Origin of the sequence: Vibrio sp. V31_P5A7T61 (assembly GCF_009904895.1) — a bacterium.
Classification (GTDB): domain Bacteria; phylum Pseudomonadota; class Gammaproteobacteria; order Enterobacterales; family Vibrionaceae; genus Vibrio; species Vibrio metschnikovii.
Genome location: NZ_WXWI01000054.1, coordinates 1 through 12,813, shown reverse-complemented (window position 1 = coordinate 12,813; position 12,813 = coordinate 1). Strand labels below are relative to the sequence as shown.

At 43.9% G+C, this 12,813-nt stretch carries 12 protein-coding genes and 2 tRNA genes; 3 read left to right on the top strand and 11 right to left on the bottom strand.

Annotation, left to right across the window (positions count from 1 at the left end):
• The first annotated feature begins 122 nt into the window (after window positions 1-122).
• Complete coding sequence (locus CAG58_RS11845; protein WP_161426327.1) at window positions 123-1,103, top strand: WD40 repeat domain-containing protein; 981 nt, start codon at window positions 123-125, stop codon at window positions 1,101-1,103.
• The gene (locus CAG58_RS11840) at window positions 1,100-1,333 is read left to right on the top strand and encodes a SlyX family protein (protein WP_161426322.1); all 234 of its coding nucleotides are present in this window, start codon (window positions 1,100-1,102) and stop codon (window positions 1,331-1,333) included. Before CAG58_RS11845 ends, CAG58_RS11840 begins: the two co-directional genes overlap by 4 nt.
• A 29-nt stretch (window positions 1,334-1,362) precedes the next feature.
• Here CAG58_RS11840 and CAG58_RS11835 read toward each other — a convergent pair whose 3' ends face one another.
• The 9 genes from CAG58_RS11835 to tsaE form a co-directional block, all read right to left on the bottom strand.
• Window positions 1,363-1,551, bottom strand: coding sequence for a DUF2065 domain-containing protein (locus CAG58_RS11835; protein ID WP_040905840.1), 189 nt, complete (start codon window positions 1,549-1,551; stop codon window positions 1,363-1,365).
• 92 nt (window positions 1,552-1,643) lie between these two features.
• Window positions 1,644-2,624, bottom strand: a complete 981-nt coding sequence (gene hflC, locus CAG58_RS11830; protein WP_158137742.1) for a protease modulator HflC — start codon at window positions 2,622-2,624, stop codon at window positions 1,644-1,646.
• Between the two features lie 2 nt (window positions 2,625-2,626).
• Complete coding sequence (gene hflK / locus CAG58_RS11825) at window positions 2,627-3,811, bottom strand: FtsH protease activity modulator HflK (RefSeq protein WP_158144345.1); 1,185 nt, start codon at window positions 3,809-3,811, stop codon at window positions 2,627-2,629.
• A 45-nt stretch (window positions 3,812-3,856) separates the two neighbouring features.
• Window positions 3,857-5,146 carry a ribosome rescue GTPase HflX gene (gene hflX / locus CAG58_RS11820; protein WP_158137738.1) on the bottom strand — a complete coding sequence of 430 codons (1,290 nt, stop codon included), beginning with the start codon at window positions 5,144-5,146 and terminating at the stop codon, window positions 3,857-3,859.
• A gap of 41 nt (window positions 5,147-5,187) precedes the next feature.
• Window positions 5,188-5,451, bottom strand: coding sequence for an RNA chaperone Hfq (gene hfq, locus CAG58_RS11815; protein ID WP_154169334.1), 264 nt, complete (start codon window positions 5,449-5,451; stop codon window positions 5,188-5,190).
• Between the two features lie 192 nt (window positions 5,452-5,643).
• Complete coding sequence (gene miaA, locus CAG58_RS11810; protein WP_158137736.1) at window positions 5,644-6,576, bottom strand: tRNA (adenosine(37)-N6)-dimethylallyltransferase MiaA; 933 nt, start codon at window positions 6,574-6,576, stop codon at window positions 5,644-5,646.
• The gene (gene mutL, locus CAG58_RS11805) at window positions 6,576-8,525 is read right to left on the bottom strand and encodes a DNA mismatch repair endonuclease MutL (RefSeq protein ID WP_161426323.1); all 1,950 of its coding nucleotides are present in this window, start codon (window positions 8,523-8,525) and stop codon (window positions 6,576-6,578) included. The genes miaA and mutL overlap by 1 nt, the downstream gene beginning before the upstream one ends.
• Window positions 8,526-8,537: 12 nt before the next feature.
• The gene (locus CAG58_RS11800; RefSeq protein WP_161426324.1) at window positions 8,538-10,265 is read right to left on the bottom strand and encodes a LysM peptidoglycan-binding domain-containing protein; all 1,728 of its coding nucleotides are present in this window, start codon (window positions 10,263-10,265) and stop codon (window positions 8,538-8,540) included.
• Window positions 10,259-10,723, bottom strand: a complete 465-nt coding sequence (gene tsaE / locus CAG58_RS11795) for a tRNA (adenosine(37)-N6)-threonylcarbamoyltransferase complex ATPase subunit type 1 TsaE (protein WP_161426325.1) — start codon at window positions 10,721-10,723, stop codon at window positions 10,259-10,261. The genes CAG58_RS11800 and tsaE overlap by 7 nt, the downstream gene beginning before the upstream one ends.
• Window positions 10,724-10,941: 218 nt before the next feature.
• On the opposite strand from tsaE, the gene queG reads away from it, so the two are divergent.
• Window positions 10,942-12,054 carry a tRNA epoxyqueuosine(34) reductase QueG gene (gene queG, locus CAG58_RS11790; RefSeq protein ID WP_154169345.1) on the top strand — a complete coding sequence of 371 codons (1,113 nt, stop codon included), beginning with the start codon at window positions 10,942-10,944 and terminating at the stop codon, window positions 12,052-12,054.
• A 560-nt stretch (window positions 12,055-12,614) separates the two neighbouring features.
• Here the strand turns inward: queG and CAG58_RS11785 are convergent.
• Together CAG58_RS11785 and CAG58_RS11780 are read right to left on the bottom strand one after the other, a co-directional pair.
• Window positions 12,615-12,691 (bottom strand) — tRNA-Met (locus CAG58_RS11785).
• 40 nt (window positions 12,692-12,731) lie between these two features.
• Window positions 12,732-12,807, bottom strand: a tRNA-Gly gene (locus tag CAG58_RS11780).
• Window positions 12,808-12,813 lie beyond the last annotated feature (6 nt).

The window sequence follows — 12,813 nt, the reverse complement described above, 5'->3', positions numbered from 1 at the left end:
AGGTAAACCTTTCTGTTATTGAGCACAAACCGACGAATTAAACTGGTGCACAATAGTATGTTGTACCAATATAACGGTATGTTTCGTAATTGTCTTTACTACTCAACGGATAATTAATTGTGCTGCGGATAATTTCTCATTTCATAGTACCGACGGTTGTCATTTTTCTGTTAAATGGCTGTTTCTTCTTTAATCAAGAGACTGACCGCTGGGTTTTAGAACCCAATGGTTCGACCGGATTTGGCTTAAGCCGCGACGGACGCTTTGCATTAATTTATTCCCAAGAGCACCAACTGGTCTTATGGGATTTAGCACAACGGCAAATTCTAGCAGAGCTAGGCGCACAAGACCCAGAAGCCAACCCTATCTCGTACATTCGTATTACTGATAATGGCCGTTATGCGATTACTGCCACACAAATCAATTTTGCCGTATGGGACTTAAGCTGGACCCAAGCTCAAGGGTTATGGTCCATTTCTGATGGTTTAATCATGGATGTCGCTCTGAGTAACGATGGGCAACAAGTGTTGCTGGGTGTATCCAACGGTAAAGCCATTTACGTTGATTTAGTCACTGGACGACGACTTGAGTTCCTTGCCCACCAAGAAAAAGTAAATTCTGTCGCTTTATCCCCCAACGGGCGTTATGCCTTAACTGGTGGAAATGATTATACCGCTTATCTATGGGATACTCAGAGTGGACAGATTATCTACAGCTTTGAACATGAACAGCGGGTTAACCGGGTTGCTTTACAGCGTGATGGTCAGTTAGCTTTTACTTCTGATGGCGGTAATCAATCGATTATTTGGAATTTACAAACGGGTGAAAAGCAAGCCAAACTACGTAGTCTTTCTAGACAGCTTATTTTCTCTAGCGCACGATTTTCAGATGATGGGCGTTATCTACTCACTGGAACGCCATCTAGTCGCATCGAAGTATGGTCTACTGATCACGGCAAAAAATTAGCTCGCTTCGAAGCTCAACCACAAAAAGATGCGCGCCCGCCAAGAGCGGTGGTGTATGATGCGGTTTTTAATCCACAATCCAGCGTTATTTCTGGCACCTCTGCGGGAATCGCTCAAGAATGGGAGTTCAATCCATGATCATGCAAAACGCAACCGAACAACAACTACAACAACGAATTGATGATTTAGAGTGTAAACTCGCTTTTCAAGAACAAACCATTGACGAACTCAATGCTGCTCTAACCCAACAGCAGCTATTAATTAATAAAATGCAAGATCAGATGAAATATGTGGTCGGGAAAATGAAAAATATGGATACGTCAAACTTAGCGGATCCAGCCAATGAAACGCCACCACCACACTATTAATAACTTTGAATAACTCAAAAAACCGTCACTCAAAGCATGAAGACATAAACGATTACCGCCCCTATTACAACTAAACACCCCCCTATTCGCCGTAATTGATTATCTTCTTGCTGTGCGAGTTGCTGCATCATAGTCCGCCACCCTTGAGGAGCAATCAGCGGCCCTAAACCTTCAGCGATAAGCAATAATCCTATCGCAATCCATAATGATGTAGTCATTGTCTACCTTACTAAAAAAAGAAAGGCTCCTTAGGAGCCTTTCTGAATAATATTACAATGGTATTAAACCACTTAGAATAAGTGTCTAACCATTATTTTACTGATGAACCTTTAGCGCTATTCATGTATTGGAAGAAGTCACTCTTTGGATCCAAGACTAAGATATCACTTTTCTGGCTAAATGAGTTTTCATACGCTTGCAAAGAACGCAAGAAGCTAAAGAACTCAGGATCTTTGCTATAAGCGTCAGCATACACTTTGGCTGATGTTGCATCGGCTTGACCACGAGTAATTCGCGCAGTTCTGTCTGCTTCAGCTAAAATAGTTGCCACTTCAAGATCCGCCTGAGCACGAATAACTTCTGCTCTTTCACGGCCTTGTGAACGGTGACGACGAGCAACCGCTTCACGCTCAGCACGCATACGACGATAAATCGACTCACTGATTTCATCTGGAAGGTTAATCTTCTTCATTCTGAAATCAACCACATAAACACCCAAGTCTTTGCTTGCATTGACTCGAGTATCTTTCAGAACATTCGCCATGATCTGATCGCGTTGGCCATCGACTTCTAAAGCTTGTCTCGCGGCTTCAGTGGTGACAATCTCATCATCAGGACTATCAGGAAGTACCGCTTCATTGCGCGGACCAGAAACAATTTGTTTGATGTCTCGAGAACCGATCTCTGCCCTTAATACGTCCGTAACCCGACGTTCAAGGAGAGCTTGTGCGGTAAAAATATTACCTCCCCCCGTCGCTAAGTAGAATTGGCCAAAATCTTCAATTCGCCACTTAACGTAGGTATCGATAATAACGTCTTTTTGCTCAGAGGTTACAAAACGGTCTGAACGTCCATCCATGGTTTGAATACGAGCATTCAGTGTGTGTACTCGATCAAAAATAGGCATTTTAAAATGCAAGCCTGGTTCATAGATTTTAGACATTTCATTGTCGTCTTGAATCACTCGTCCAAAACGAATGACAATGCCTCGCTCACCTTCTGGAACCACAAACATCGACATCAAGAGCAATGCTAAAAAGACGACAATGACCGGGATCATTAACTTACGCATGTTTAGTTTCTCCCTTGACGAGTATTAGTTGAGCGAGGAGGCGTATTACTGCTTGGGTCATTACGTTGTGACTGCAGTCCAGCTTCATCTTGCAATGATAATGAGCGAGTCTGACGAGACTGGCTAGCCCCTTCTTGACCTGCAAGTTTATCAATCGGCAAGTAGAGCAAGTTACCACTCGATTCTGAGTCAATCAAAATCTTCGAACTGTTGGTATACACTTGTTCCATTGTATCGAGATACATACGATTGCGCGTTACTTCTGGAGCGGCTTGATACTCAGGTAACAGTTTCTCAAATTGAGCAACCTGACCAAATGCTTCATTAATGATTCGCTCGCTGTAACCTAATGCTTCTCGTTTAACACGTTCAGCACGACCTGTGGCTTGAGGTAAAATCTCATTCATGTACGCCTCAGCTTCACGAATGAAACGCTCTTCATCTTCTCGAGCAGCAATCGCGTCATCAAAAGCATCTTTAACCTGCTCTGGTGGACGTGATGACTGGAAGTTAACGCCAACCACTAATAGACCCATATCATAATCATCGATGATTTGGTTGAGTGTTTGTTGAGTACTTTGACGAATTTGTTGACGACCTACCGTTAAGATACTATCCATCAGTGAGTCACCAATCACCGCACGTAGCGCTGAATCGGTGGCTTGATGCAAACTATCATCGGGGTTAACAACTCGATACAAATACTTGTATGGGTCAACGATACGATATTGAACATCCATCGCCACGTTGACGACGTTTTCATCTTTGGTCAACATGATACCAGAAGCGCTCAACGAACGAATCGCTTGAATATTGACAGGCGTTACTTCATCAATAAAACGAGGGCGCCAGTTCAAACCAGGATTAACTACACGATCGTATTGACCTAGTCTTAAGACAACGCCTCGTTCGGCTTCTCCAATTGTATAGAAGCCTGAGAAAAACCAAATGGCAACAGCAAGCACGGCGATAACGCCAAAACCCATTGCTCCACCACCAGCAAACGAAGGCCCATTGCCCCCTTTACCAAACTTTCCGCCCAGCTTCTGACTCAGTTTATTAAACACTTCGTCTAAATCTGGCGGACCTTGCTCACGACCACCTTTGTTACCGCGATTATTATTTCCCCAAGGGTCATTATCGCGGCCGTTGTTGCCGTTGTTATTTCCGGGCTCATTCCACGCCATTAGAAAGCTCCATCATTTGATATGACGTTATACTCTAGCAGTCCTTTAAGTGACGATAAAGTCACGTAAAACTGCCTCTTCTCTTTTCTCTAGTCTAGACCAATCCACTTGTTGCATACGAACTGATATTAGCAGATTGCCCTCTGGATCATACTCTTCCTTTTCAATGCAGTTCATTTGGAAGAAAGTGCTCCGAATTCGACCTTGATGTTCAGGAGGAACGCGTAAACAATATTGGACGATATTACTGGCCAGACGTTCGGTCAGCGCAGTAAACAACTGATCCATCCCCAACCCATCCATCGCCGATACCCAAACAGCTCTAGGAACACCTTCATCATCTCTTTCTATACGAGGATATTGGCCTTCTAGATTATCGATTTTGTTCATAACCAGTAAACTTGGCACTTCATGTGCGTCAATCTCTAGTAGAACATCATCAACCGCTTGGATATTCTCACGAAAGCGGTCGTCACTGGCATCCACAACATGTAACAAAATGTCAGCTTGCTGAGTTTCTTGTAACGTTGCTTTGAATGCCGCCACTAAATCGTGGGGTAAATGACGAATGAACCCTACCGTATCGGCCAAAATAGCTGGCCCTACATCCAGTAGTTCGATCTTTCGTAGCGTCGGGTCTAACGTAGCGAACAGTTGATCCGCAGCGTACACTCCAGCGGAGGTAATTTGGTTAAACAGCGTCGATTTACCTGCATTGGTATAACCAACCAGTGAAATCGTTGGAATTTCTGCACGGTTTCTCGCTCGGCGTCCTTGTTCACGCTGTTTTGCCACTTTCTCTAAACGGCGTAGGATCGCTTTAATTCGCTCACGCAATAAACGTCGGTCAGTTTCTAACTGAGTTTCTCCTGGCCCACGTAAGCCAATCCCACCTTTTTGTCTTTCTAAGTGGGTCCAACCTCGAACTAAACGGGTCGAAATATGACGCAACTGAGCTAATTCAACTTGCAACTTCCCTTCATGAGTACGAGCTCGCTGAGCAAAGATATCCAGAATAAGACCGGTTCTATCAATCACTCGACATTGGCAAAGTTGTTCTAAATTTCGCTCTTGAGCAGGAGAAAGGGAATGATTAAAAATCACCACGTCGGCTTCAGTTGATTGCACAGCTTGAGCAATCTCTTGAGCTTTGCCCTCTCCAACGAAATATTTAGGGTGAGGAGATTGGCGGCTACCAGTCACTACCTGCAGAGTTGATACTCCAGCAGAAGAGACCAGCATTTCGCACTCTTTGAGATTTTCCCACTCACCCTTTTGCGTAAAGTTGATATGAACAAGTACCGCTCGCTCACCGGCTTCATAACGGTCAAACAAGCGTTCAACTCCTTAATGAATGATAATATGACGTCAAATAATTAATCGTCGGATTTCTCTGTGCCACGCTCACCTGCAGGTCGCTCACCAGTGTGATGGCTAACCGGGCGTGCAGGTACAACGGTAGAGATAGCATGCTTATAAACCATCTGATTTACGGTGTTTTTTAACAAGATCACGAATTGATCAAACGATTCAATTTGACCTTGTAACTTAATGCCGTTTACTAAATAGATAGAAACAGGAATACGCTCGCGGCGTAGTGCATTTAAGAATGGGTCTTGTAGAGATTGCCCCTTAGCCATTTTATTTTCCTTATTTGTATTTTGTTGTAGTTATTTAGCTAGTGGTGCACATAAGTTGGTGCGGCCTTTACATCTGAGCTAAACGATAAAAACACCCTATACCACTGATCTATCAATACAATATTGATCAACAAGTGACGGTTCCTTTACAGGGTACATCACGCAAAAGCGATCACATTATACACAGCTTACTCAATCAGATGCTATGGCATTTGCAAGAGTTTCTACCGCGCGTTCAATGTTCTCACTATCCAACCAAGTTAACTCATCCCAGCTGCGTAACCAGGTGAGCTGACGCTTGGCTAACTGACGGGTGGCACAAATACCACGATAAATAGCCTCATCAAGCGTGCTATTTCCGTCAAAGTAATCCCACATCTGTCGATAACCAACACAACGTATTGAGGGTAGATCAGGATGAAGATCATTACGATCATAGAGCGCTTTGACTTCTTCTTCAAAACCTGATTTGACCATCTTCTCGAAGCGGAGTTCAATTCGACGGTGGAGCTCAGCCCTATCCATGGGCGCGATGGCAAACTGCTTAACTCGAAAAGGGATTGATTCTCCTTTCGTTTGTGTCAGTTCAGTAAGAGTTTTACCTGAAATTTTATAAACTTCCAATGCTCTCGACAATCTTTGTGGATCATTTGGATGAATTCTTGCCGCTGAAATTGGATCAATTTGTTGCAGTTGGGCATGCAGAGCCGCCCAACCTTGCTCTTGAGCTTGTGACTCGATTTGCTGACGAACCGCTGGATTAGCCGCAGGTAAAGGCGATAAACCATCTAACAAGGCTTTATAATAAAGCATGGTCCCACCAACCAGTAACGGGATTTTTCCCTCATTAACAATGGCTTGCATTTCTCGTAGCGCATCTTGTCGAAAATCCGCAACGGAGTAAGCTTCACTCGGATCTAAGATATCAATCAAGCGATGGGGAGCCAAAGCCAACTCTCTGGCATCGGGCTTTGCTGTGCCAACATCCATTCCTTTATAGATCAATGCTGAATCAACACTGATGATTTCGACAGGATATTTCTGACGTAAACGAATGGCTAAATCGGTTTTACCGGAGGCGGTTGGGCCCATTAAAAATAAAGCTAATGGTAGTGGTTTGGTCATTAATTTAATGCTGCAATGGTTGCCGAAAAATCGACAGGTTGAATAAAATGGCCATCATGCAATGGCAGTTTACCTGGCCATAATTGCTCAAGCTCGGCAATTAATTGAATGGCTTCTGATAAAGTGTAGTCGTTTTTTTCTATCAAGACACGCTGGCTAAGCCACGTGACGATATTGTCGACATTCAAAGTCAACACTCCTGAAGCACCATGTGAAGCACCATGTGAAGCACCATGTGAAGCACCATGTGAAGCAAGGTAAGATAACAGATCCGGAATCAAAAGCTGTAGATTTTGCTGTCTTAATGGCTGAGGAACCCCCATCACCATCACCGTCTGATGAGAACGAGTCACCAAATGAATCCCTAAACGTTCGAGCAACTCACGGTATAATTCGAAACCACGGATCTCCTCGTTAGACACTTTTACACTCAAAGGGACCAATAACGGCTGACTCTTTAATGGCTCTTCTTGACTATTTAATTGACCACGAACTCTCCACTCAACTGCTTTCGTTAGCGCCAGTAAGACACATCCTTGATCGGTAGTCATCAGCAGATATTGCCCATCAACGACAGCGATGGCTTTACCTAATTTAGTCACTATCCGTGAAAGCGTTGACGATTTTTCAGTGGTTGATAAACGATTTTCTATTGAAACTGGCGCTTCGCTCACTTTCATTAATTGCTGATAAGCTTGACTTTGCTCAGCCATAACTGGCGCAGACGATCGTGGCTTAGCCGTCGTCGGACGATTCCATGAGTGAGAGGCTTTTGCTTCTTGAATGACCGCTTGCGATGGACGTTCTGTCGTTAAATACTGACGAGAATAACCGTCTTTATCACTCAGATTTCGAGCTGGCTGATCAGGCTCCGTTGACCGCTCATTCGACATATATGTCGGAACAGGAGCAGAGAAAGCGGCTTGGTTAAGCTCGGGAGTTTCAATATGTTGACTATCAGCAAGAGCACCGCTTAGTGCTTGATAAATAAAATCATGCACTAAGCGAGCTTGATGAAAACGAACCTCATGTTTCGCAGGATGTACATTGACATCAACCAAATGAGGATCAAGTTCAATGAACAGTACATAGGTTGCACATTGATCTGGCCTTAAACTGCTCTCATAACTTTGTCGAATCGCATGATTGATCAGCTTGTCACGCATCATACGTCCGTTTACATAACAATATTGCAGATCACTTTGCTGACGAGCGCCTTGTGGCGTCGTTATCCAGCCATGCAATCTTAACCCTTGATGAGCTAGCTCTATTTTCAGCATATGCTTAACAAAAGACGCACCACATACCGCAGCCAAACGATTTTCTTCTTGCCGTTCACTGCTCGCGGCACGGTACTGACGGATAATTTTTCCATTATGGCGCAGCGTCAAACTGACATCAAAACGGCTCAAAGCAATACGCTTTAAGAGTTCATCAATATGGGTAAACTCTGTTTTTTCTGTACGTAAAAATTTGCGTCTTGCCGGTGTATTGAAAAACAGATCCAAAACTTCAACTGTGGTCCCTACTGGATGGGCACTAGGCTGCAGCTTGACAGCCATATCGCGCCCTTCACTGTACGCCGACCATGCTTCTTCTTGAGTCGCCGGACGAGAAGTGATGGTTAAGCGAGAAACCGAGCTAATACTGGCTAACGCTTCCCCACGAAACCCTAGGCTGATGATCGCTTCGAGATCGTCCAGTGTTTGTATTTTCGATGTCGCATGTCGACTTAAGGCTAAGCCAAGCTCATCCTTATTGATCCCAGAGCCGTTATCGCGAACTCGAATTAACTTAGCGCCACCTTTCTCAATATCAATTTCAATCCGTGTGGCCCCTGAATCCAAGCTGTTTTCTACCAGCTCTTTTACTACCGAAGCCGGCCTTTCCACCACCTCACCCGCGGCAATTTGGTTTGCTAAACGGGCGGGTAGAATACGAATCGTCATAACCTGCCTATCTTATCGGTTGGGAATGATCAGTACTTGGCCTACCGCCAATTGATCTGAACGCAATTGATTAGCCTCACGAATACTTTGTACCGTTACATTGTACTGATTGGCGATCCGACCAAGAAACTCACCACTCTGTACCGTGTGTTTACGCAAAGGTTTATCTTTTAAGCTCACCGAAATATTAAGCTTTTGACCAACAAATAACGTGTCAGACTTAAGGTTATTTTCTCGGCGTATCGCATCGATAGAGACTTTATAATTCGCCGCTAAACGGCCTAAAAACTCTCCCGATTTAACCACATGGGTAATGGTTTCGGTTTCCACTGGATTATTGACCACCGGTACCGGAATAGGACCACGTTCTCCTCCGGGAATAGTTAATCGCTGACCCACCGTTAAGCGAGAATCTTTTAATTTATTCGCTTGCATGATCCCAGAAACGGTCGCTCCATATTTTTGGGCAATCACAGATAACGACTCACCTCGTTGTACTTGATGTTGCTGAGTTTTACCTCGGTTAGCAAACAAGGTTCCTTCTGGAGGATTTTCCTCAAAGTATTGCACTAACGCTTTGCCCATCGCTCGTGCGAGCTTATCTTGATGGCTACGTTGAAAAATCAATCGCTCTTCGATAGGGTTAGAGATAAAACCAATCTCTACTAATACTGATGGAATATCGGGCGACTTCAATACCGCCAGACTGGCATTCACAGGCTCCGCTTTATGTAAGTGAGCGACTTTGCCTAGCTCTTGTAAAAGATTGGTCGCCACTTTATGGCCTTCTTTTTGCGAATGGCTAAACTGTAAATCTAATAATGTTTGACTGACATTACGGTCATTATTCGTCCGCGCCAAAACTTCACCGGCCCCTCCGAGTAACTCCGATTGCTGCTCATGATTTTCAACCCAACGCGCAATTTCAGTGTTGGCCCGCCGAGTATTAAGCACAAAAACTGAAGCCCCTCTTGGCTGTGGAGTATGAAAAGCGTCAGCATGAACTGAAACCAATAGATGAGCACGATTACGACGAGCAATTTCAGTCCGATTATTCAAGCTTACGTAATAGTCACCGGTTCGTGTTAATACGGCTTTCATACCCGGAACCGCATTAATTTGATCCGCCAATTTTTTAGAAACGCTTAATGTGGCATCTTTTTCAAATTTACGAGTTGGGCCAATAGAACCGGGATCTTCACCACCATGTCCCGCATCGATAGCAATAATAATATCTGCAGTACCGACTAACTGAGACGCATCGCGGCTCACTACATTGGGCGAACGAGCGGGCGTACTCGACGTCGCCGCTGCAGGAGCGGGTGAATGAGGTAAATCAATCACCAAACGATGACCATATTGCCCACCTGGTGTGGGAGGTAATTTAAAAATATTGGGCGTCGACTTATTGGCTAATTCAAGTACTAAACGAAAAGTTGTTTTTTCTGGTGGTGTACTCGCGCGAATCCGTTTCAATATCGCACTATCAGAGACCGTTACTGGCAAAACGGCAGCTAATGAAGTCTGTTTTAGATCGACCACCAAGCGTTCTGGGCTGCTTAGCGTGAAATAACTAAAGTCCGCTTCTGACTTTAAATCGATCACTACGCGAGTGGCATCAGGGGAAGGCCAAACTCTAACCCCTTCTAATACATTAGCCTGAACGCTACTGATAGCAGATAATAATGTGACCAATAGCCACCAATAACGCAAAAAACGACCGTAATTAATGCTCAACATAACTCCAACTGACTCAATAAGGTGCATCCATACTCGCTATTTGCGCTAACACTCGCCTGACGTTGCTCACCCTCATAGCGAAGCGATATCGTTAAATCTGCTGTTGGCAATAAACCTTGACCTTTTTCAGGCCACTCCACCAAGCAAATAGCATCATCGGTAAAATAATCACGAATTCCCATAAACTCGAGTTCTTCAGGATCCGCCAATCGGTAAAGATCAAAATGATAAACCTGCCAATCCGCTAACTGGTATGGCTCAACTAACGTATAAGTTGGGCTTTTCACATTTCCTTCATGGCCTAACGCTCTAATGAAACCGCGACTTAAGGTGGTTTTCCCTGCGCCTAAATCACCGTAAAGATAAAGTGTCGTCTGCTGGGAACATAATTGAGCTAAGCGCATTCCTAGCATTACCGTCTGTTGTTCATCTTTTAAAGTAAAAGTTTTTATGGTCATGAATCGGATCTCTAAAGCGTCTAGCTAGCACTATATAAAAATAAAAAGAGAACGAATAGTAAACTGGGTTAGTTTTAAGAGACAAGCTCTGTTCTGTAAGTAAACAGAAAAATCTTCATATCAAATCGAATATCGATACAACTAGCCACTCACTGGCTGGATCAATCGAGTGAGATCCGTTAAGATCCGCCGCCCAATGACCATGACCAATACTGATAATGGACCTTCATTCACTAGCCGAACAAATCAAACAATGGGCAAAAGAACTCGGCTTTGACAAAGCAGGGATCTGCGACGTCGATTTAAGTCAGCATGAAGCAGCTTTACAAGCATGGTTAGATGCAGGGTATCACGGTGAGATGGAGTGGATGGCTCGCCATGGTATGTTACGTGCTCGCCCAGCAGAACTATTACCCGGTACACTTCGAGTGATCAGTGTCCGCATCAACTACCTTCCACCACAAGCGCAATTTGCCGCGAATTTATCAGATCCAACCCAAGGTTATATTAGTCGCTATGCACTTGGACGCGATTACCATAAATTGGTTCGTAATCAACTCAAAAAATTAGCTGATAAAATCGAGCAAGAAGTCGGTCAATTGGGTTATCGTCCTTTTGTTGATTCCGCACCTATTTTAGAAAGGCCTCTGGCACAAAAAGCTGGGCTTGGCTGGACGGGAAAACATTCTTTAATTCTCGATAAAGAGGCAGGATCATGGTTCTTTTTAGGCGAACTGCTTGTTGATATTCCTCTGCCAGTCGATACACCGTCAGAGAATCAATGTGGACAGTGTCGAGCATGTATGACCTCATGCCCGACTGGTGCGATTGTCGAAGAAGGAGTTGTCGATGCACGGCGCTGTATCTCTTATTTAACGATTGAGTATTCAGGGGTGATCCCAGAAGAATTTCGAACGGCAATCGGTAATCGTATCTATGGTTGTGATGACTGCCAACTCGTCTGCCCTTGGAACCGTTTTGCTGATCTTACCCAAGAAGACGACTTCCATCGACGAGAGGTGTTGAATAATGCCGATCTTGTTGCTTTATTTTCATGGGATGAGAAAACCTTTTTACACCATATGCAAGGTTCTGCCATACGCCGTATTGGTCATCAACAATGGCAACGCAATTTGATTATTGCAATGGGTAATGCGCCCTATTCACAAAGAATCATCGATGCCTTAGAGCAAAAAACAGGAGAAAGTGAACTATTAGATGAGCATATTGAATGGGCATTAACACAGCAGAGAGAGCAGTTGGCTAGCATTACGAATAAACAGCAAAGACTAATTAGAATTATTGAAAAAGGCTTGCCGAGAGATGCGTGAGTATGAAATAACCCAACATCATTGATGTGCATTCTTTGATTCACTTCGCAAATTCTTAGGTGTGGAAAAATATTAAATGAGACAGCGTTTGCTAAACTTCAAAAAAGTTAATCACATTAGCAGGAAATGATAAGGATCAAAGAAAATACAGTTAATGATCGTTCACGCGGCTCTTACACCACAGGGAATAAACCAAAATACCATTTAAAATCATTAACTTAATAAAAAAATTATCACTCTGATATTATTCCCCATCGGCAAAAAGATCGTCTGAACAAGCCTCTATCTTCAAGCTAAAAACACGTTATGCACCAAGTTATCCACAAATTCAAAATGTGGATAACTCTGTGCATGGATAAAACAAAGCCTGACTACATCAGCGGTAGACTCCGTTTTTATTCATGTATCTAATATGATTTCGGGCCAAACTTTCTTGGCAGAAAATAAGATTTTTTTGATGGGGTTATGCTTCACAGCATGATAAAGAGCATTGACATGGTGTCAATTTTTCAGAATAGACAGAAAAAACCACGCAACAGCGTAGTCTTTTGTTTTTAAATTGGTTGCGGGGGCCGGATTTGAACCGACGACCTTCGGGTTATGAGCCCGACGAGCTACCAGGCTGCTCCACCCCGCGTCCGTATTGCTCATCGTTAAGCACGATGTAGGCTTGAAACTGGAGCGACACACGAGGTTCGAACTCGTGACCTCAACCTTGGCAAGGTTGCGCTCTACCAACTGAGCTAGTGTCGCATTTCA